20 protein-coding genes are annotated in these 18,855 nt (G+C 71.0%); 16 read left to right on the plus strand and 4 right to left on the minus strand.

Annotated elements, in window-relative coordinates; all coding sequences use genetic code 11:
• The first annotated feature begins 131 nt into the window (after nt 1-131).
• From dnaK to RWE79_RS21150, 4 genes are read left to right on the plus strand one after another with little or no spacing between them, the layout of a single operon-like run.
• Complete coding sequence (dnaK, locus tag RWE79_RS21135) at nt 132-1,988, plus strand: molecular chaperone DnaK (protein ID WP_475941632.1); 1,857 nt, start codon at nt 132-134, stop codon at nt 1,986-1,988.
• Nucleotides 1,985-2,644 (plus strand): nucleotide exchange factor GrpE, encoded by a 660-nt coding sequence (grpE, locus tag RWE79_RS21140; protein WP_475941633.1) that lies wholly within the window; start codon nt 1,985-1,987, stop codon nt 2,642-2,644. Before dnaK ends, grpE begins: the two co-directional genes overlap by 4 nt.
• 33 nt (nt 2,645-2,677) lie before the next feature.
• Nucleotides 2,678-3,868, plus strand: a complete 1,191-nt coding sequence (gene dnaJ / locus RWE79_RS21145; RefSeq protein ID WP_475941634.1) for a molecular chaperone DnaJ — start codon at nt 2,678-2,680, stop codon at nt 3,866-3,868.
• Between the two features lie 4 nt (nt 3,869-3,872).
• Nucleotides 3,873-4,349, plus strand: coding sequence for a heat shock protein transcriptional repressor HspR (locus RWE79_RS21150; protein ID WP_475941635.1), 477 nt, complete (start codon nt 3,873-3,875; stop codon nt 4,347-4,349).
• A gap of 182 nt (nt 4,350-4,531) precedes the next feature.
• Here the strand turns inward: RWE79_RS21150 and RWE79_RS21155 are convergent, their stop codons facing one another.
• Nucleotides 4,532-4,795, minus strand: a complete 264-nt coding sequence (locus RWE79_RS21155) for an ATP-binding protein (protein WP_475941636.1) — start codon at nt 4,793-4,795, stop codon at nt 4,532-4,534.
• Nucleotides 4,796-4,971: 176 nt separating this feature from the next.
• On the opposite strand from RWE79_RS21155, the gene RWE79_RS21160 reads away from it, so the two are divergent.
• The 3 genes from RWE79_RS21160 to RWE79_RS21170 all read left to right on the plus strand — a co-directional run bounded on the left by RWE79_RS21160 (nt 4,972) and on the right by RWE79_RS21170 (nt 6,433).
• Nucleotides 4,972-5,853, plus strand: a complete 882-nt coding sequence (locus RWE79_RS21160) for a helix-turn-helix domain-containing protein (RefSeq protein WP_475941637.1) — start codon at nt 4,972-4,974, stop codon at nt 5,851-5,853.
• 10 nt (nt 5,854-5,863) lie between these two features.
• Nucleotides 5,864-6,064, plus strand: coding sequence for a DUF397 domain-containing protein (locus RWE79_RS21165; protein ID WP_475941638.1), 201 nt, complete (start codon nt 5,864-5,866; stop codon nt 6,062-6,064).
• A 168-nt stretch (nt 6,065-6,232) separates the two neighbouring features.
• A complete protein-coding gene (locus RWE79_RS21170) occupies nt 6,233-6,433 on the plus strand; it encodes a DUF397 domain-containing protein (protein WP_475941639.1) in 201 nt (66 codons plus the stop codon).
• 24 nt (nt 6,434-6,457) lie between these two features.
• On the opposite strand, the gene RWE79_RS21175 is transcribed toward RWE79_RS21170, so the two are convergent.
• Complete coding sequence (locus RWE79_RS21175) at nt 6,458-6,628, minus strand: hypothetical protein (protein ID WP_475941640.1); 171 nt, start codon at nt 6,626-6,628, stop codon at nt 6,458-6,460.
• Between the two features lie 198 nt (nt 6,629-6,826).
• On the minus strand, nt 6,827-7,231 hold the full coding sequence (locus RWE79_RS21180; RefSeq protein WP_475941641.1) for a pyridoxamine 5'-phosphate oxidase family protein: 405 nt from the start codon (nt 7,229-7,231) through the stop codon (nt 6,827-6,829).
• 111 nt (nt 7,232-7,342) lie between these two features.
• On the opposite strand from RWE79_RS21180, the gene RWE79_RS21185 reads away from it, so the two are divergent.
• Nucleotides 7,343-9,994, plus strand: coding sequence for an ATP-dependent Clp protease ATP-binding subunit (locus RWE79_RS21185; RefSeq protein ID WP_475941642.1), 2,652 nt, complete (start codon nt 7,343-7,345; stop codon nt 9,992-9,994).
• A 57-nt stretch (nt 9,995-10,051) separates the two neighbouring features.
• Nucleotides 10,052-10,582 (plus strand): YbjN domain-containing protein, encoded by a 531-nt coding sequence (locus tag RWE79_RS21190; RefSeq protein WP_475941643.1) that lies wholly within the window; start codon nt 10,052-10,054, stop codon nt 10,580-10,582.
• A gap of 77 nt (nt 10,583-10,659) precedes the next feature.
• Here RWE79_RS21190 and RWE79_RS21195 read toward each other — a convergent pair whose 3' ends face one another.
• Nucleotides 10,660-11,853 carry a pyridoxal phosphate-dependent aminotransferase gene (locus RWE79_RS21195; protein WP_475941644.1) on the minus strand — a complete coding sequence of 398 codons (1,194 nt, stop codon included), beginning with the start codon at nt 11,851-11,853 and terminating at the stop codon, nt 10,660-10,662.
• Between the two features lie 842 nt (nt 11,854-12,695).
• On the opposite strand from RWE79_RS21195, the gene RWE79_RS21200 reads away from it, so the two are divergent.
• The 7 genes from RWE79_RS21200 to RWE79_RS21230 all read left to right on the plus strand — a co-directional run bounded on the left by RWE79_RS21200 (nt 12,696) and on the right by RWE79_RS21230 (nt 18,753).
• Nucleotides 12,696-13,247 carry a DUF2617 family protein gene (locus tag RWE79_RS21200; RefSeq protein WP_475941645.1) on the plus strand — a complete coding sequence of 184 codons (552 nt, stop codon included), beginning with the start codon at nt 12,696-12,698 and terminating at the stop codon, nt 13,245-13,247.
• 89 nt (nt 13,248-13,336) lie between these two features.
• A complete protein-coding gene (locus RWE79_RS21205) occupies nt 13,337-14,833 on the plus strand; it encodes a polyamine aminopropyltransferase (RefSeq protein WP_475941646.1) in 1,497 nt (498 codons plus the stop codon).
• Between the two features lie 120 nt (nt 14,834-14,953).
• Complete coding sequence (locus tag RWE79_RS21210) at nt 14,954-15,700, plus strand: SRPBCC family protein (RefSeq protein WP_475941647.1); 747 nt, start codon at nt 14,954-14,956, stop codon at nt 15,698-15,700.
• Nucleotides 15,701-15,722: 22 nt separating this feature from the next.
• Nucleotides 15,723-16,523, plus strand: coding sequence for an aldose epimerase family protein (locus tag RWE79_RS21215; protein ID WP_475941648.1), 801 nt, complete (start codon nt 15,723-15,725; stop codon nt 16,521-16,523).
• Nucleotides 16,524-16,533: 10 nt separating this feature from the next.
• Nucleotides 16,534-17,073, plus strand: coding sequence for an orotate phosphoribosyltransferase (gene pyrE, locus RWE79_RS21220; RefSeq protein WP_475941649.1), 540 nt, complete (start codon nt 16,534-16,536; stop codon nt 17,071-17,073).
• A 135-nt stretch (nt 17,074-17,208) separates the two neighbouring features.
• Nucleotides 17,209-18,231, plus strand: a complete 1,023-nt coding sequence (gene fbaA, locus RWE79_RS21225; protein WP_475941650.1) for a class II fructose-bisphosphate aldolase — start codon at nt 17,209-17,211, stop codon at nt 18,229-18,231.
• Between the two features lie 108 nt (nt 18,232-18,339).
• Nucleotides 18,340-18,753, plus strand: a complete 414-nt coding sequence (locus RWE79_RS21230) for a DUF3151 domain-containing protein (protein ID WP_475941651.1) — start codon at nt 18,340-18,342, stop codon at nt 18,751-18,753.
• Nucleotides 18,754-18,855: the final 102 nt, after the last annotated feature.

Consider the following 18,855-nt stretch of genomic DNA (forward strand, 5'->3'; position numbering starts at 1 on the left):
GCGCGGCAGACGCTTATGCGCCCCTTACGGGGTAAAAGATTGAGCCGAGTGCGCTCATAGTTTTGACAGCGGCCTGCCGGTGATGCACCCTTGAGTCAGTTCCACTCAAGTCATCGCTGGAGGATTCCAAAATGGCACGTGCGGTCGGCATCGACCTGGGCACGACTAACTCCGTCGTCAGCGTTCTCGAAGGCGGCGAGCCCACCGTCATCACCAACGCAGAGGGCGCCAGGACCACGCCGTCCGTCGTCGCCTTCGCCAAGAACGGCGAGGTGCTCGTCGGCGAGGTCGCGAAGCGCCAGGCGGTCACGAACGTCGACAGGACCGTCCGGTCGGTAAAGCGCCACATGGGCACCGACTGGAAGATCAACGTTGACGGCAAGGACTTCAACCCGCAGCAGATGAGCGCCTTCATCCTGCAGAAGCTGAAGCGCGACGCCGAGGCGTACCTGGGCGAGAAGGTCCAGGACGCGGTCATCACCGTCCCGGCGTACTTCAACGACTCCGAGCGCCAGGCCACCAAGGAGGCCGGTGAGATCGCGGGCCTCAACGTCCTGCGCATCGTCAACGAGCCGACGGCCGCCGCCCTCGCCTACGGCCTCGACAAGGACGACCAGACCATCCTGGTCTTCGACCTCGGTGGCGGCACCTTCGACGTGTCGCTCCTGGAGATCGGTGACGGCGTCGTCGAGGTGAAGGCCACCAACGGTGACAACCACCTCGGTGGTGACGACTGGGACCAGCGGGTCGTCGACTACCTGGTGAAGCAGTTCCACTCCGGCCACGGCGTGGACCTGTCCAAGGACAAGATGGCCCTCCAGCGCCTCCGTGAGGCCGCCGAGAAGGCGAAGATCGAGCTGTCCTCGTCCACCGAGACCTCGATCAACCTGCCCTACATCACGGCCTCCGCCGAGGGTCCGCTGCACCTGGACGAGAAGCTCACCCGCGCCCAGTTCCAGCAGCTCACCTCGGACCTGCTGGACCGCTGCAAGACCCCGTTCCACAACGTCATCAAGGACGCCGGCATCCAGCTGTCCGAGATCGACCACGTGGTCCTGGTCGGCGGCTCGACCCGGATGCCCGCCGTCGCCGAGCTCGTCAAGGAGCTCACCGGCGGCCGTGACGCCAACAAGGGCGTCAACCCGGACGAGGTCGTCGCCATCGGCGCCGCGCTCCAGGCCGGTGTCCTCAAGGGCGAGGTCAAGGACGTACTGCTCCTCGACGTCACCCCGCTGTCCCTGGGTATCGAGACCAAGGGCGGCATCATGACCAAGCTGATCGAGCGCAACACGACCATCCCGACCAAGCGCTCCGAGATCTTCACCACGGCCGAGGACAACCAGCCGTCGGTCCAGATCCAGGTCTACCAGGGCGAGCGCGAGATCGCGGCGTACAACAAGAAGCTCGGCATGTTCGAGCTGACCGGCCTGCCGCCGGCCCCGCGCGGCGTCCCGCAGATCGAGGTCACCTTCGACATCGACGCCAACGGCATCATGCACGTCGGCGCCAAGGACCTCGGCACCGGCAAGGAGCAGCGGATGACCGTCACCGGCGGCTCCGCGCTGCCGAAGGACGACATCGACCGCATGATGCGCGAGGCCGAGCAGTACGCGGACGAGGACCACAAGCGCCGCGAGGCCGCCGAGACCCGCAACCAGGCCGAACAGCTCGTCTACCAGACCGAGAAGTTCATCGCCGACAACGCCGACAAGGTCCCCGGCGACGTCAAGGCCGAGGTCGAGGCCTCGATCGCCGACCTCAAGGAAGCCCTCAAGGGCGAGGACACCTCGGCCATCCGTGAGGCCACCGAGAAGGTCGCCGCCACCAGCCAGAAGCTGGGCCAGGCGCTCTACGCCAACGCCCAGGCCGAGGGCGCGGGCGCGGCCGGTGCCGGTTCGGCCGACGCGGGAGCGCAGCAGGCCGCCGCCGACGACGACGTCGTGGACGCCGAGATCGTCGACGAGGACAAGAAGGACGGTGCCGCGTGACAGAGGAGACCCCGGGCTTCGAGAACAATCCGGAGCCCGACGTCCCCTCTGCCGACGCCGCGGAGACTGTTCAGCAGAACGACGCGGCGCAGGCCGCCGGGCCCGCCGACCAGGCGGGCCCGGCGGCCCCGGCCGGGGACGCAAGTGCCACCGCAGGTCTGACGGCCGCCCTGGACCAGGCCCGCAGCGCGCTCGGCGAGCGCACCGCGGACCTCCAGCGGCTCCAGGCCGAGTACCAGAACTACCGCCGCCGCGTGGACCGGGACCGGATCGCGGTCCGGGAGATCGCCATCGCGAACCTCCTCACCGAACTGCTCCCGGTCCTCGACGACATCGGCCGGGCGCGCGATCACAGCGAGCTGGTCGGCGGCTTCAAGTCCGTCGGCGAGTCGCTGGAGACCGTGGCCGCCAAGCTGGGCCTTCAGCAGTTCGGCAAGGAGGGCGAGCCCTTCGACCCGCTGGTGCACGAGGCCCTGATGCACAGTTACTCACCGGATGTCACACAGACCACCTGCGTGCAGATCCTCCAGCCCGGGTATCGCATCGGTGAACGCACCATCCGCCCCGCGCGGGTCGCGGTCGCCGAGCCCCAGCCGGGCGCGCAGAAGGCAGACGAGACGTCCGAAGAGGAGAACGGTGGCCCCGAACAGGGCTGACGGGCTGTACGTACGGAAGGAGGGACGCCGAGGATGAGCATCAGCAGGGACTTGCTTGAGAAGGACCTCTACAAGGTCCTCGGCGTTCCGAAGGACGCCACCGAAGCCGAGATCAAGAAGGCGTACCGCAAGCTCGCCCGCGAGTTCCACCCGGACGCCAACAAGGGTGACGTCAAGGCCGAGGAGCGCTTCAAGGAGATCTCCGAGGCCAACGACGTCCTGTCGGACACCAAGCGGCGCAAGGAGTACGACGAGGGCCGCGCCCTCTTCGGCAACGGTGGCTTCGGCCGCCCCGGCGCCCCGGGCCCCGGCGGCAACTTCAGCTTCGACCTGGGCGACCTCTTCGGCGGCCAGGCCGGTGGCGCCGGCGGTGCCGGCCAGCCGGGCGGCGGCGGGTTCGGCGGCGGCCTCGGCGATGTCTTCGGCGGCCTGTTCAACCGTGGCCCGGGGCGCGTACAGCCCCGCCGCGGCCAGGACATCGAGACCGAGGTGACGCTCAGCTTCACCGAGGCGGTGGACGGCGCCACGGTGCCGTTGCGGATGTCCAGCCAGGCCCCCTGCAAGGCCTGCGCCGGCACCGGCGACACCAACGGGACGCCCCGGGTCTGCCCCACCTGCGTCGGCACCGGCCAGGTCTCGCGCGGCGGCGGCGGTGGCTTCTCGCTCACCGACCCCTGCGTCGACTGCAAGGGCCGTGGCCTGATCGCGCAGAACCCCTGCGACATCTGCAAGGGCAGCGGCCGGGCCCGTTCCTCGCGCACCATGCAGGTCCGCATCCCGGCCGGCGTCACGGACAGCCAGAAGATCCGGCTCCGCGGCAAGGGCGCCCCCGGCGAGACCGGTGGCCCCTCGGGCGACCTGTATGTGCTCATCCATGTCGACCCGCACCCCGTTTTCGGCCGCAAGGGCGACAACCTCACCGTCACCGTCCCGGTCCTGTTCACCGAGGCCGCGCTCGGCGGTGAGATCCAGGTCCCCACTCTCGGCGGGCCCCCGGTCCGGCTCAAGCTGCCCCCGGGCACCCCCAACGGCCGTACGCTGCGGGCCCGGGGCAAGGGCGCCGTGCGCAAGGACGGCACCCGCGGAGACCTCCTCGTCACCGTCGAGGTCGCCGTGCCGCCCGCGAGCGAGGGCAAGGCGCTGGACGCCCTGGAGGCGTACCGGGAGGCGACCGCGGACCACGATCCGCGCGCAGAGCTGTTCAAGGCCGCGAAGGGAGCGTGACCTCATGAGCATCAACGGCATCGGGGGCGGTATGGGGGGCGGCAGAGGCCGCAACCCGTACGAACTGACGGAGGAGTCCCCGGTCTACGTCATCTCCGTGGCCGCCCAGCTCTCCGGGCTCCATCCCCAGACCCTGCGCCAGTACGACCGCCTCGGTCTGGTCTCCCCCGGCCGCACCGCCGGCCGGGGCCGCCGCTACTCCGCCCGCGACATCCAGCTCCTGCGTGAGGTCCAGCGGCTGTCCCAGGACGAGGGCATCAACCTCGCCGGCATCAAGCGCATCATCGAGCTGGAGAACCAGGTCGCCGCGCTCCAGGCCCGCGTCGCCGAACTCGCCTCCGCGGTCGAGGGCGCGGCGGTGGCCATGCAGCAGCGCGAGGCCCAGGTCCACGCCTCGTACCGGCGGGACCTGGTCCCGTACCAGGACGTGCAGCAGACCAGCGCGCTGGTGGTGTGGCGGCCCAAGCGGCCGACGGAGTAACGCTGCCGGTCAGGCCCGTCGGTCAGGCCCGTCGCCCGTCCAGGGTGGCGGCCCTGACCGCTGTTCCGGTTACGCGACCGGGGGCAGGATCGGGATCGTGCGGTCGCCGGCCGGTGCGGACTCCGTGCCGTCGGCGTGGACGGCGGTCACCCAGTAGTCGTGGGCCTTGCGCGCGGCCGGACTCACTCCCCCGCGGCGGCCGCCAGCTCGAACCAGATGGCCTTGCCCGGCGCGGGGCCGTGTCGGCACACGCCCCAGTCGGTCGCGCACGCGGTCAGGATGGCCAGCCCCCGGCCCGCCTCCTCGTCCCGGGTGGCCAGACGCGCGGCGGGCACGCCCGGTGCCTCGTCGTGCACGAAGACGCGCAGCACGCCGGTGTACTCGGCGAAGACGGTGAGCGGGACCGCGCAGTCGGCGCGACGGCAGGCGTTGACCGCGTTGGTCACCGCCTCCGAGGTCAGCGTCCCGTGCCGTGGGGCGGTTCGTTGTTGACGGTAGGGAAATGTTTTCCCTATCTGCAACCATTTCTCCACTGGTTCGCTCGCAAGGGTGACGGGACAACTGAGCGTTGGACCAACGCCACTTGGGGCGCCAGACTGCCCGCAGGCGCGAGGAGGTAGTGGTGGCACCGAGGAGTCAGCCGAGTGAACGGCAGCGCCGCCTCGGCGCGGAGCTGCGCAAACTGCGTATGCGCGCGGGTCTTTCGGGCGATCAGGCGGCTTTGATCCTGGACGCGGACCGAGCGCGCATCAGCAACATCGAGGCCGGCCGGATCGACGTGTCACGCAACCGTCTGTACAAGTTGCTCCGCGAGTACGACTGCCCTCAGGGACCGCTGTTCGAGGGGCTCATGGAAATGGCCCAGGAGCTCGGCAGGGGCTGGTGGGACGAATACCGTGGCGCGGTTGGGCCCGCCGCCCGTGACCTGGCGGAACTGGAGTCCCGGTCGACGGTCATCCGCATGCACGAGCCGCTCTTCGTGCCGGGCCTGTTGCAGACGGCGGATTACGCCGGCGCCGTGATCGCGGAGGCGGAGGACGACCCGGAAAGAGTCGCCCGGTACGTCGACTTCCGGATTGCCCGGCAGCGGATTCTGACGGGCTCCGCCCCGGTGACGTTCCGCGCGATCATCCATGAGGCGGCGCTCCACACGCGCGTCGGCGGTGCCGGCACGATGCGCAGACAACTGCTGAAGCTCATTGAGGTGTCGCGACTACCCCATGTCGCTGTGCAGGTCTTTCCGTTCGAGGCGGGCGCATATTCCGCGTTCAGCCGTTCGTTCGGCATTTACGGGCGCTCAACGCCGGAGTTGGACACCGTGAACCTGGAGCATCCACTCAGCTCGGTGTTCCTGCGGGATGGCACGGACATCGACGAGTACGCAAGGATGTTTGAGCGGCTGTCCAGGCTGGCGCTTGCTCCTGTCAATCCGGCGGCCGCACCGGAGTCGCATCACTCACGCGACTCGCTGAGTCTGATCCAGCACATCATGTACGGCCTGTAAGGGGAGGCAGATGTCCCGGCTCGTATGGCAGAAGTCCTCGTTCAGCGGCGGCGGCGAGGGAAACTGCGTCGAGGTCGCCACCAGCCCCGACGGGTTGGTCCACATCCGGGAGAGCGACGAGCCGGGGGCGGTCGCGGTGACCACGCCCGCGAAGTGGGCGGCCTTTGTGAAGGGCGTGAAGGCAGGGGAGTTCGACCACTTCGGGGCGTGAGGGCCAGAGTCTGTGGCGATCGAGCGGAGCGAACGCGCTGTCACCGCCGGGGTGCTGGTGACTCCGCCCCAGTACCCGGTCGACCCGGATGCCGCGCCTGAGTCCCACGACTCGCGGGACTCGCGGGTCTGATCCAGCACCTCATGTACAGCTTGTAGAGGGAGTCAGATGTCCCAGCTTGTTTGGCGGAAGTCCTCGTTCAGCACAGGTGCTCAAGGCGAATGCCTCGAAGTGGCCATCAGCCCCGACGGGTTGGTCCACATCCGCGAGAGCGACGAGCCCGGGGCGGTCGCGGTGACCACGCCCGCGAAGTGGGCGGCCTTCGTGAAGGGCGTGAAGGCAGGGGAGTTCGACCACTTCGGGGCGTGAGGGCTCGGGACCGGCGGGGGCCGGTCAGGAGTCCGAGGTGACCGAGCAGAGCGAACTCGCCATCACCGACGGGGTGCTCGTGGCGTCGCCCCAGTCGTAGCTGTCGAACGTACCGGCGAGGGCGCCGCCGTCGGTCACCTCGGTGAGGTTGTCGGCCCAGTACGGGAAGTCCGCGTGCCGGTGCTCGTCCCGCACCTCGGTGGCCGTGCGCTGCTTCGCCGTGTAGTACGTCGGGAACGACGTGTACCGGTCCGGGCATCCGCCCTGCCCGGGGACGGGTGGTTACGGCAGGGCTATGACAATGCGGCAAAACCGGAACCACGCGCACCGATCGTGCCGTAACAATGAAGTCCCGGCGAAGAGCTGGTGCCCTCGGGGGTACCCCCGGCGGGCCTATGCCCGCCCCATCGCCCGCGTCAGGGCGATCTCGATCACCACCCGGTCCGGGTTCTCGCGCGGGGTACGCCGGTACCGCTCCGCGTAGCGCCGTACCGCCTCCGCGACGGCCGCCGGGTCCTCGCTCACCGTCGCGAGCCCCTCCAGGGTGGCCCAGCGGGCGCGGTCGACCTGGCAGACGGCGACCCGGGCCCCGTCCGGTCCCGCCGCGCGGACATGGGCGGCCTTGCGGCTGGCCCGGTTGGTGATGATCCGCGCGAGCCCGGCCCCGGGGTCGTACGTGACACCGACCGGCACGACGTGCGGCGAGCCGTCGGGGCGGTGCGTGGTGAGGGTGCACAGATGGTACTCGCGCCAGAACGCGCGGTAGGAGTCGTCCGGATCGCGAGGATTGATCGGCATGGGGCTACGGTATCCATCCGAAGCTTGAGTGGACTAGACTCAACTTGTCTCAGGTCGTAGGTGGCAGGTCTGAGAAGGTGGCAGAGATCGCAGAAGGAGGGCTACGCCGAAGTGGATGCCGAGCTGACCAACAAGAGCCGGGAAGCGCTCAACGTCGCCAACGCGAGGGCGGTGTCCGACGGGCACCCGGACCTGACCCCCGCGCATCTGCTGCTCGCACTGCTGGAGCAGCCGGAGAACGACAACATCCTCGATCTGCTGGCCGCGGCCGGTGCCCGGCCCGAAGCCGTGCGCGAGGGCGCGGAGGCCCTCGTACGGGCCCAGCCCAGCGTGCGGGGCTCCACCGTGGCCCCGCCGGCGGCCAGCCGGGACCTGCTGATGGTGGTCGCCGACGCGCAGCAGCGAGCCAAGGAGCTCGGGGACGCGTATGTATCCACGGAGCACCTGCTGATCGGGATCGCCGTCAAGGGCGGCCCGGCCGGCGAGCTCCTGACGCAGTACGGTGCGACCGGCAGGAAGCTGCTGGACGCCTTCGAGACCACCCGGGGAGGGCGGCGCGTGAGCACTCAGGACCCCGAGGGGACCTACAAGGCGCTGGAGAAGTACGGCACCGACTTCACCGCGGCCGCCCGGGCGGGCAAGCTCGACCCGGTGATCGGCCGGGACAACGAGATCCGGCGCGTGGTGCAGGTGCTGTCCCGCCGCACCAAGAACAACCCGGTCCTCATCGGTGAGCCGGGCGTCGGCAAGACCGCCGTCGTCGAGGGCCTGGCGCAGCGCATCGTCAAGGGCGACGTGCCCGAGTCGCTGCGCGGCAAGCGCCTGGTCTCGCTGGACCTGGGCGCGATGGTGGCGGGCGCGAAGTACCGGGGCGAGTTCGAGGAGCGGCTCAAGGCCGTGCTCGCCGAGATCAAGGACAGCGACGGCCGGATCATCACCTTCATCGACGAACTGCACACCGTCGTCGGCGCCGGTGCCGGCGGCGACTCCGCGATGGACGCGGGCAACATGCTCAAGCCGATGCTGGCCCGCGGCGAGCTGCGGATGGTCGGCGCGACCACCCTGGACGAGTACCGCGAGCGGATCGAGAAGGACCCGGCGCTGGAGCGCCGCTTCCAGCAGGTGCTGGTCGCCGAGCCGTCCGTCCAGGACACCGTCGCCATCCTGCGCGGGCTCAAGGGCCGGTACGAGGCGCACCACGGCGTGCAGATCGCCGACTCGGCGCTGATCGCGGCCGCCCAGCTCTCCGACCGCTACATCACCTCCCGCTTCCTGCCCGACAAGGCCATCGACCTGGTCGACGAGGCCGCGGCCCGGCTCCAGATGGAGATGGACTCCTCCCCGGTCGAGATCGACGAGCTGCAGCGCGCCGTCGACCGGCTGCGGATGGAGGAGGAATCGCTGCTGGCGTCGGTCTCCGACGGCAAGGACCGCAAGCTGCTGAAGAAGCGCGACCCCGAGCAGGACCTCACCGACGACGGCCGGGAGCGTTTGGAGCGGCTGCGCAGGGACCGCGCCGAGAAGGAGGAGCAGCTGCGCGGGCTGGCCGCCCGCTGGCAGAAGGAGAAGGCCATCCACAACCGGGTCGGCGAGCTGAAGAAGCGGCTCGACGAGCTGGAGACCGAACGCGAGCTGGCCGAGCTCAAGGCCCCGGAGACGGGGGACTGGGTCACCCCCGGCAAGATCCGTACCGAGCTGATCCCGGCCGCCGAGAAGGAACTCCAGGACGCCATCGCGGCCCAGCAGGGGCTGGAGGCCATGGTCGACGAGGAGGTCGGCCCGGACGACATCGCCGACGTCGTCGCCGCCTGGACCGGTATCCCGGCCGGCCGGCTGCTGGAGGGCGAGACGCACAAGCTGCTGCGGATGGAGGAGGAGCTGGGCCGCCGGCTGATCGGCCAGGCCCGGGCCGTACGGTCCGTCTCCGACGCCGTGCGCCGCTCGCGGTCCGGCATCGCCGACCCCGACCGCCCCACCGGTTCCTTCCTCTTCCTCGGCCCGACCGGCGTCGGCAAGACCGAGCTGGCCAAGGCCCTGGCCGACTTCCTCTTCGACGACGAGCGGGCCATGGTCCGTATCGACATGAGCGAGTACGGCGAGAAGCACTCCGTCGCCCGGCTGGTCGGCGCCCCGCCCGGGTACGTCGGCTACGAGGAGGGCGGCCAGCTCACCGAGGCGGTGCGCCGGCGCCCGTACAGCGTGGTGCTGCTCGACGAGGTCGAGAAGGCCCACCCGGAGGTCTTCGACGTACTGCTCCAGGTACTGGACGACGGGCGGCTGACCGACGGGCAGGGCCGGACCGTCGACTTCCGTAACACCATCCTCATCCTCACCTCCAACCTCGGCAGCCACTTCCTGGTCGACCCGGTGCTCAGCGTCGAGGAGAAGCGGGAGAACGTCCTGGAGACCGTCCGGGTGTCCTTCAAGCCCGAGTTCCTCAACCGGCTCGACGACATCGTGGTCTTCTCCGCCCTCGCCAAGGACGAGCTGCGCCGGATCGCGAGGCTGCAGACCGACCGGCTCGCCGCCCGGCTGCGCGACCGCCGACTTACCCTGGAGGTCACGGACGAGGCCTTGGACTGGCTCGCCGACGAGGGCAATGACCCCGCGTACGGCGCCCGGCCGCTGCGCCGCCTCGTCCAGACCGCCATCGGCGACCAGCTCGCCCGCGAGATCCTCTCGGGCGAGGTCCGGGACGGCGACACGGTGCGCGTGGACCGGGCCGGCGACCGGCTGATCGTGGGCACGGCCAAGGCGTTGTGACGCCCGGCCCCCGATGGGGGAGGATGGCGGGTAATCCGTACGAAGGGAACCTCAACGGTGAGCATCGACCCGTCCTCGATTCCGAATTTCGGGGGCCAGCCGGACCCCGATCCGTCCGAGACTGCCGGAAACGTGGTCATCCCCGACCAGGACCTGGTCAAGCAGCTGCTGGAGCAGATGGAGCTCAAGTACGTCGTCGACGACGAGGGTGACCTCGCGGCGCCGTGGGAGGACTTCCGCGCGTACTTCATGTTCCGCGGCGAGGAGGATCAGCAGATCTTCGCGGTCCGCACCTTCTACGACCGTCCGTACACCGTCGATGACAAGCAGCAGCTGCACGAGGTCATCGACGACTGGAACCGCCGCACCCTGTGGCCGAAGGTCTACACGCACACGCACGACGACGGCTCCGTCCGTCTGATCGGCGAGGCCCAGATGCTGATCGGGCTCGGCGTGGGCCTGGAGCACTTCGTCTCCAGCACCGTGAGCTGGGTGCGGGCGTCGATCGAGTTCGACAAGTGGGTCGTCGACACGCTCGGTCTGGAGAAGGACGTGGAGTCCAAGCCCGACGAGGGCGACGACGCCTGACGCCACGGGCCGGGTCGCGGCACCACCGCGACCCGGCCGGCGGGCGTCGTCCGCCTTCGGCTGCGCCGTGCCGCCGCCTACGCGGCGCGCAGCCCCTTGAGCCGGCCCACGGCCTCGGTGAGGACGTCGTCCTGCTTGCAGAAGGCGAAGCGCACGTACGGCGCGCCCGCCTCCTTGTGGTCGTAGAAGACCGCGTTGGGGATCGCGACGACCCCCACCCGCTCCGGCAGCGCCCGGCAGAAGGCGAAGCCGTCGGTCTCGCCGAGCGGCCGGATGTCGGTCGTCACGAAGTACGTGCCCGCCGGCCGGAAGACCGTGAACCCGGCGTCGGCCAGGCCCGCGCTCAGCAGGTCACGCTTGGCCGCCATACCCGCGCGGAAGTCGGCGAAGTACGAGTCCGGCAGGCGCAGCGCCTCGGCGACGGCGTACTGGAAGGGCCCGGAGGCGACGTACGTCAGGAACTGCTTGGCGGCCCGCACGGCGCTGACCAGCCCGGGCGCGGCGGTGATCCAGCCGACCTTCCAGCCGGTGAAGGAGAAGGTCTTGCCGGCCGAGCCGATGGTGACGAGGCGCTCGCGCAGACCGGGGAACTCCCCGGCCAGGGTCGCCAGCGGGGTGTGCTCGCCCTCGAAGACCAGGTGCTCGTAGACCTCGTCGGTGACGACCAGCAGATCGCGCTCGACGGCCAGCTCCGCCACGGCGGCGAGTTCGGCCCGGCTGAGGACGGTCCCGGTCGGGTTGTGCGGGGTGTTGAGCAGGATGAGCCGGGTGCGGTCGGTGACGGCCGCCCGCAGCTCGTCGAGGTCGAGGCAGAAGGCGGCGGTCCCGGCGTCGGGGCGCAGGGTGACCGGGACGCGGACGCCGCCGGCCATGGCGATGCACGCCGCGTACGAGTCGTAGTACGGCTCCAGCGCGATGACCTCGTCGCCGGGCTCCAGCAGGGCGAGCAGGCTGGCCGAGATGGCCTCGGTGGCGCCGGCGGTGACCAGGACCTCGGTGTCGGGGTCGTAGTGGAGTCCGTACCGCCGCCGCTGGTGCTCGGCGACGGCGGTGCGCAGCTCGGGGACGCCGGGGCCGGGCGGGTACTGGTTGCCCCGGCCGTCACGCAGGGCGCGGACGGCGGCCTCGCGGATCTCCTCGGGGCCGTCGGTGTCGGGGAAACCCTGACCCAGGTTGATGGAGCCGGTCCGGACGGCGAGCGCGGACATCTCCGCGAAGATCGTCGTCCCGAAACCCGCCAGACTCCGGTTCAGATACGGCCTATTTCCCATGGCGTCACAGTAAACGATGCCGGGCCGGTGCCGCGGGTCCCCCCGAGGACCGATCGGCGCCGCCGAAGCTCTGGACTTCCTCAACTCTGCTTTGGCCCAGTGAGGGCCGGGGCATGACCGTTCCACGTGCGACACGCACAAAGAAAGGGGGGGTCGGGAGAGATGACCATATTCCTGATCATTTTTGCCGTGGCGGTCGTCGCCCTGCTCGTACGGGCGGCCCGTTCGGGGCGCCGAAGCGGACGGGCCGGGCGCGGCGGGCACCACCCGGGCCGCACCGACGCGGCCGCGGCCAGCTGGTGGGTGGGGGACAGCACCGGCTCGCCGGGCGGCGGAAGCAGTGGTCACCACGGGGGCAGCCACCACGGGGGCGGTCACGGGGACCATCACGGGGGCGGTCATGGGGGCGGTCATGGGGGCGGCCATCACTCGTGCGGGGGCGGGCACTCCTCGTGCGGGGGCGGGCACTCGTCCTGTGGGGGCGGGTCCTCCTGCGGCGGAGGCGGTGGCTGCGGAAGCAGCTGAAATTGCGGCCAGCCCATGCCAATTCGCATATGCGCCCGGCGGGTCAACTCACCCGCCGGGCCGTATAACGCAGAACATCTGAGCCATCGCGTGCTCTTGGGGATGTAAAGCGGCCGGAGATGGGTAAAAGAGCTGAGGGCACCGCGCATTTCATGATTGCGTATTCACCGACCCCGGCGTGGGCACGAGCCGACGGACCATGTCCCAGATGATCCCCCCACAGGCGCGGGTCGGCCCATCACCTCACCCCGGTCACCACGGTCACCACGACACCCTCACCCCGTTGCGTGCTTGCGATGTGCTTGCGGAGCCGACCCATGCTCACCACCCTCCAGACCTCCTACACCGACACAAGCGCCGGGGACCTGGCCTGGTGTCTGGGCAAGGACGCGCTGCCCGCGCTCGCCGTGCTCGACCGAAGCCTCGGCGGCGGCGGTTCTGACCCCGTCGACCCGGCCGACCCCGCCAACCCCGGCGTACAGGTCCAGATGCGGCTGCTCGGCGCCTCCCATCAGGTAATTCTCGACTCGCCGCTGGGCCGTTGCTCGGAGACCGTGGCCTGTATGAAGGGCAGCACCGACCCGCTTCCCTTCGGGGTCGCCAAGCGGGTGGCGGGCTGGGACTACGAGTTCGCCGCCCGTATCGAGACCCTCTCCCGGGGCTCCTTCGCCGGACGCGCCCAGGAGTTGCTGGCCCTGGTCGCCGACCATCCCAACGGCCTGGCGGGCACCTTTCCCGGGGATCCGCACGCCTTCACCGCGATGCTCGTCCAATACGGCGACGACACGGTGCGCTGGCGCACCTGGCATGCCTATCCGCAGGAAAACCGGCTTGTCGCCACGCGTTCGCGGCTCAGCGCAATCCGCTAGCCAGCCGGGCCCCAATCCGCCCCCCGAATGCGCGTATTCAACCCATGTGGGTGAAGAGGCGCTCGACAAACCTGACATAGCGTTCACTCATGATCGACCAGTCGCTTCCGACCCGCAGGCCCCGACTCCCGGTGCCCGCCGGACCGGCCCGGGCACTGGTCCTCAGCGCGGTCTTCGTCTGCGCGGCCTGCGGGCTCGTCTACGAACTGGAACTGGTGGCCCTGGCCTCGTATCTGGTCGGCGACTCCATCACCCAGGCGTCCGTCGTGCTGTCCGTCATGGTGTTCGCCATGGGCGTCGGCTCGCTGCTGGCCAAAAGGCTCAGACTTGTCCCGGCGGCCGGCTTCGCCGCCGTCGAGACCACGCTCGCCCTGGTCGGCGGACTCTCCGTCATGGCCCTGTACGCGGCCTTCGCCTGGCTCGGCCAGTCCCGGCCCGTCATGATCGTCGTGGCCCTCGCCATCGGTGTCCTCATCGGCGCCGAGGTCCCGCTGCTGATGACGCTCATCCAGCGCATCCGCCGCCAGGACGCGGGCGGTGCCGTGGCCGACCTGTTCGCCGCCGACTACGTGGGCGCCCTCGTCGGCGGACTCGCCTTCCCCTTCCTGCTGTTGCCGCTGCTCGGCCAGCTCACCGGCGCCCTCGTCACCGGCGCGGTCAACGCCGTGGCCGGCGGCGTCATCGTGCTGTGGCTGTTCCGCGGCGACCTCAGCCGGCCCGCCCGGCTCCGGGTACTGCTGGCCAACCTGGCCGTACTGGCGCTGCTGGGCTGCGCCGCGCTGGCCTCCGCCCCCTTCGAACAGGCGGCCCGGCAGGCCCTGTACGGGGGCGAGGTGCGGCTCGCCCGGCAGACCCCCGTCCAGGAGATCGTCCTCACCCGGCGGAACTCCGGCGCCCCCGGCCGGCTCTACCTCGACGGCCACCCGCGCTGCCGCTACCAGGAGGCACTCGTCCACCCCGCGATGGCCGGGCCCCGGCGCCGGGTGCTGGTCGTCACCGGCGGCGACGGACTCGCCCTGCGGGAGGCGCTGCGCTACCGCGAGGTGCGGACGGCCACCGTCGTCGACCCCGACGCCGAACTGCTGCGGCTGGCCCGCACCGACCCGGGCCTCGCCGCGCTCAACCGCCACTCCCTGACCGACCCCCGGGTGCGCCTGGTCGCCGCCGACCCCTTCGACTGGCTGCGGCACGAGCCGCCCGCCGGGTACGACGTCATCCTCGCGGACCTGCCCGACCCCCGGCTCTCCCGCGGCGCCAAGCTCTACTCCCAGGAGTTCTTCGGACTGGCCGCCCGCGCCCTGGCCCCCGGTGGCCGGCTCGCCGTCCACGCCGCCCGTGACCTGTGGACGGTCGACGCCACGCTGCGGGCCGCCGGGCTGCACACGGCGCCCTACGCCTTCGCCGGCGGCCGCGGCACCGTCGACCTCGCCTCCCACCGCCCCCTCGCGGCCCCCCGGCTGCCCCCGGACGCCCCGCGCCTGGCCGGCCTGACCCCGGCCGGCCTGCGCGCCGCGGCCCGTACCGCCGCCGCCACGGCGGTACGGGGGCTGCCGCCGTCGACGCTGCTCCGGCCCCGGGTGGACTGAACGCCCCTGCGGTTCCGGTCGGGTGGAAGGAGTCAGGAAAGCGGTCGGGGAAGGCCGCCAGGCAGGCAGGCCGGGGTAAAAGGCCCCCAACCGCGCCCGGGACTATTAGGCTCCGGGGGCATGGACCACGAGGTATTCGTTCCGTTTCCGGCCGAAACCGTTCGGCAGGCCCTCGCCGACCCGGCCAGGGTCGCCAGGTCCGTGCCCGGCCTCCAGCAGGACGCGGGGACCGTGGGCGAGACCGGGCAGCCGGCCGCCGCGGCGGCCGACGGCATCACCGGCCGGCTCCGGCTCCGTATCGGCGGCTCGACGATCACCTACCGGGGAGTGCTGCGCCTCACCGAGAGCGCCGGCCGCTTCGCGGTCGAGGCCGAGGCCACCGAGGCCCGGGGCGACGGCACCGTGAAACTGTCCGTCGACATCGGCCTGGAACCGGCCGAGGACGGCACCCTGCTCACCTTCAGCGGCACCGTCCAGGCCGGCGGCCGGCTCGCCGACTTCGAGCACGACGTGGTCACCGCGGCCGGTCACCGGCTGCTGGACCGCTTCGTCGGCGAACTCACCACCGGCCTGCCGGAGGAAGAAGCCGCCCTCCCCGAAGGGGTGACGGTCCCGGAGAGCGCCGCCGAGCTCGACGCCTTCGACGACACGCCCGAACCGCCCGCCGAGGCGGCACACGCCCGCCGCACGATGATCGGCCGCAGCGCGGAGGAGGTCGACCACGCCCCGCCACGCGGCCGTTACGCCCCCGTACCGCCGCCGGAGTCCGGTTCGGGCGCGGCGACGCTGCGCTGGGCCGCGCCCGCGGCGGTCGCCCTGCTGGCCGGAGCCGTGGTCGTCGGGCGGGTACTCCGGCGCCGGAGGTAGCCCGTGCTCTAGGGTTTGTTCCGTGGGTGACCGAACTCAAGCACTGCGCGCCGGGGGCGCGACGCTGACGATCGTGCCGGAGAACGGCTGCCGCGTCGGCTCGTTCACCGTGGACGGCAACGAACTGCTGCGCCAGGGCGACCACTTCGGTTCCTTCCCGATGGTCCCGTGGTGCGGACGGACAGAGAACGGCCGCTTCCGCAACGGCGGCACGGTCCACCAGATGCCGCAGGACGCCGGCCCGCACGCGATCCACGGCACCGGCCGCACCACCGCCTGGCACGCCGCGCCCGGGGCCACCGAGACCTCCGCGGGCTTCTACTACGACCTGACCGACCCCTGGCCCTACCCCGGCCGGGTCACCCAGCTCTTCGAGCTCACCGAGAACGCCCTGACCCTCACCCTCGGTGTGGAGACCTACGGCGACTCCTTCCCGGCGCAGGCCGGCTGGCACCCGTGGTTCCTGCGCAATCTCGGCCGCGGCGGCCCCGATGTCGTGACGGACTTCGAGCCCGCCTGGCAGGAGGAACGCGGCCCGGACCACCTCCCCACCGGCCGCCGCGTCGAGCCGGGGCCCGGTCCCTGGGACGACTGCTTCGGCATGCCGGACGGCGTCGATGTGACCCTCACCTGGCCGGGTGAACTCAAGCTGCGCGTCACCAGCCCCGCCGAGTGGGTCGTGGTCTACGACGAGCAGCCCGAGGCGGTCTGCGTGGAGCCCCAGTCCGGGCCGCCGAACGGCCTCAACACCCATCCCCGGCTGGTCACCCCCATCGAGCCGCTGGAGGTCCGCACGACCTGGACCTGGGAATCGCTCGGATAGTCTCGTAGCCATGACTGACGCCCGCGAAGCCCTGCTCCAGCAGATCAAGGACAAGGCCGTGGTCCACGGCAAGGTGACCCTCTCCTCCGGCCTGGAGTCCGACTACTACATCGATCTGCGCCGGATCACCCTCGACGGCGACGCCGCCCCGCTGGTGGGCCGGCTCATGCTGGACGCCACCGCCGGCCTCGACTACGACGCCGTGGGCGGGATGACCGCGGGCGCCGACCCGGTCGCGACCGCCATGCTCCACGCCGCCGCCGCGAGCGGCCGCCGCCTGGACGCCTTCTTCGTACGCAAGGCCGCCAAGGCCCACGGCATGCAGCGCCAGGTCGAGGGCCCGGACGTCAAGGGCCGCCGGGTGCTCGCCGTCGACGACACCTCCACCACCGGCGGCTCGCCGCTGGCGGCCGTCGAGGCGCTGCGCGAGGCCGGAGCCGAGGTGGTCGGCGTCGCGGTGATCGTCGAGCGCGGGGCCGCCCCGGCGATCGAGAAGGCCGGGCTGCCCTATTACCGGGTGTTCGGCCTGGACGATCTCGACCTCGGCTGAAACGCGGGCCGAAACGCCACGCGCAGCCCGTTTCACGTGAAACCGGCCATCTGGGAGGATGGCCCCGACGATGACGTCGACCCCAGGTCAGGGTCCCCAGGTCACGAACACCCGCACATCACAAGGAGCGGACAGATGCCCATCGCAACCCCCGAGGTCTACAACGAGATGCTCGACCGGGCGAAGGCAGGCAAGTTCGCCTACCCGGCCATCAATGTCACCTCGACGCAGACCCTGCACGCGGCGCTGCGCGGCTTCGCGGAGGCGGAGAGCGACGGCATCGTCCAGATCTCCACCGGCGGTGCCGAGTTCCTGGGCGGCCAGTACAGCAAGGACATGGTCACCGGCTCGGTGGCGCTCGCCGAGTTCGCCCACATCGTCGCCGAGAAGTACCCGGTCACGGTCGCGCTGCACACCGACCACTGCCCCAAGGACAAGCTGGACGGCTACGTACGCCCGCTGCTGGCGGTCTCGCAGGAGCGCGTCGCCAAGGGCCTCAACCCGCTGTTCCAGTCCCACATGTGGGACGGCTCCGCCGAGACCCTGGACGACAACCTGGCCCTGGCCAAGGAGCTGCTGGCCGAGGCCGTCAAGGCGAAGATCATCCTTGAGGTGGAGATCACCCCCACCGGCGGCGAGGAGGACGGCGTCTCCCACGAGATCAACGACTCCCTCTACACCACCGTCGCCGACGCCGTCCGCACCGCCGAGGCCATCGGCCTGGGCGAGAAGGGCCGCTACCTGCTCGCCGCCTCCTTCGGCAACGTGCACGGCGTCTACAAGCCGGGCAACGTCGTGCTGCGCCCGGAGCTGCTGCGTGACCTCCAGGACGGCATCAGCGCCAAGTACGGCAAGAAGGACCCGTTCGACTTCGTCTTCCACGGCGGCTCCGGCTCCTCCGCGGAGGAGATCGCCACGGCGCTGGAGAACGGTGTCATCAAGATGAACCTCGACACCGACACCCAGTACGCCTTCACCCGTCCGATCGTGGACCACGTGTTCCGCAACTACGACGGCGTCCTGAAGGTCGACGGCGAGGTCGGCAACAAGAAGGTCTACGACCCCCGCAGCTGGGGCAAGTCGGCCGAGGGCGGCATGGCCGCCCGGGTCACCCGTGCCTGCGCCGACCTGCGCTCCACGGGCACCAGGCTGAAGTAGCCGGTACGAAGCAGGCGGTACGCGCAGGCGGTGGACACCGCAGGCAGCAGGTACCAATGGGCCCGGTGGCGCACCATGCGCCGCCGGGCCCCCGCCATACTGGAACCCATGTCCATTCACGAGAACCTCCTCGGGGGCCCGCCCCCGACCAACCTGCCCGACGAGCCCGAGCCGCGCGAGCTGCTCGCCTCCGGCGCCGCCCCGGCCGAGGTCGCCGCGAAGTACCCGGTCTCCAGCCTCGCCTGGGCCCAGCTCGCCGACGACGCCTTCGAGGGCGGCCGGGTCGTGGAGTCGTACGCCTACGCCCGCACCGGCTACCACCGCGGCCTGGACGCCCTGCGCCGCAACGGCTGGAAGGGCCACGGCCCCGTGCCGTGGGAGCACGAGCCCAACCGCGGCTTCCTGCGGGCGCTGCACGCCCTGGCCCGCGCCGCCGGGTCCATCGGCGAGAAGGACGAGTACGAGCGCTGCTCGGCCTTCCTGCGCGACTCCTCGCAGACCGCCGCCGACACCCTCGGCTGAGCCCGTACCGGATCGGGGCACGGCCGGGGCGGAGCTGCCCGGCCTTGCCCCGATCCCATGATTCACGCATGATTCGCGGTGGGCACCGCCGACGCGTCCACC

Source organism: Streptomyces sp. RLA131 (assembly GCF_056270125.1).

Excerpts from the sequence above, each read along its gene's own strand:
- dnaK (WP_475941632.1), top strand. The coding sequence starts at position 132 with ATGGCACGTGCGGTCGGCATCGACCTGGGCACGACTAACTCCGTCGTC.
- dnaJ (WP_475941634.1), top strand. The coding sequence starts at position 2,678 with ATGAGCATCAGCAGGGACTTGCTTGAGAAGGACCTCTACAAGGTCCTC.
- RWE79_RS21150 (WP_475941635.1), top strand. The coding sequence starts at position 3,873 with ATGAGCATCAACGGCATCGGGGGCGGTATGGGGGGCGGCAGAGGCCGC.
- RWE79_RS21165 (WP_475941638.1), top strand. The coding sequence starts at position 5,864 with ATGTCCCGGCTCGTATGGCAGAAGTCCTCGTTCAGCGGCGGCGGCGAG.
- RWE79_RS21170 (WP_475941639.1), top strand. The coding sequence starts at position 6,233 with ATGTCCCAGCTTGTTTGGCGGAAGTCCTCGTTCAGCACAGGTGCTCAA.
- RWE79_RS21180 (WP_475941641.1), bottom strand. The coding sequence starts at position 7,231 with ATGCCGATCAATCCTCGCGATCCGGACGACTCCTACCGCGCGTTCTGG.
- RWE79_RS21195 (WP_475941644.1), bottom strand. The coding sequence starts at position 11,853 with ATGGGAAATAGGCCGTATCTGAACCGGAGTCTGGCGGGTTTCGGGACG.
- RWE79_RS21200 (WP_475941645.1), top strand. The coding sequence starts at position 12,696 with ATGCTCACCACCCTCCAGACCTCCTACACCGACACAAGCGCCGGGGAC.
- RWE79_RS21205 (WP_475941646.1), top strand. The coding sequence starts at position 13,337 with ATGATCGACCAGTCGCTTCCGACCCGCAGGCCCCGACTCCCGGTGCCC.
- RWE79_RS21210 (WP_475941647.1), top strand. The coding sequence starts at position 14,954 with ATGGACCACGAGGTATTCGTTCCGTTTCCGGCCGAAACCGTTCGGCAG.
- pyrE (WP_475941649.1), top strand. The coding sequence starts at position 16,534 with ATGACTGACGCCCGCGAAGCCCTGCTCCAGCAGATCAAGGACAAGGCC.
- fbaA (WP_475941650.1), top strand. The coding sequence starts at position 17,209 with ATGCCCATCGCAACCCCCGAGGTCTACAACGAGATGCTCGACCGGGCG.
- RWE79_RS21230 (WP_475941651.1), top strand. The coding sequence starts at position 18,340 with ATGTCCATTCACGAGAACCTCCTCGGGGGCCCGCCCCCGACCAACCTG.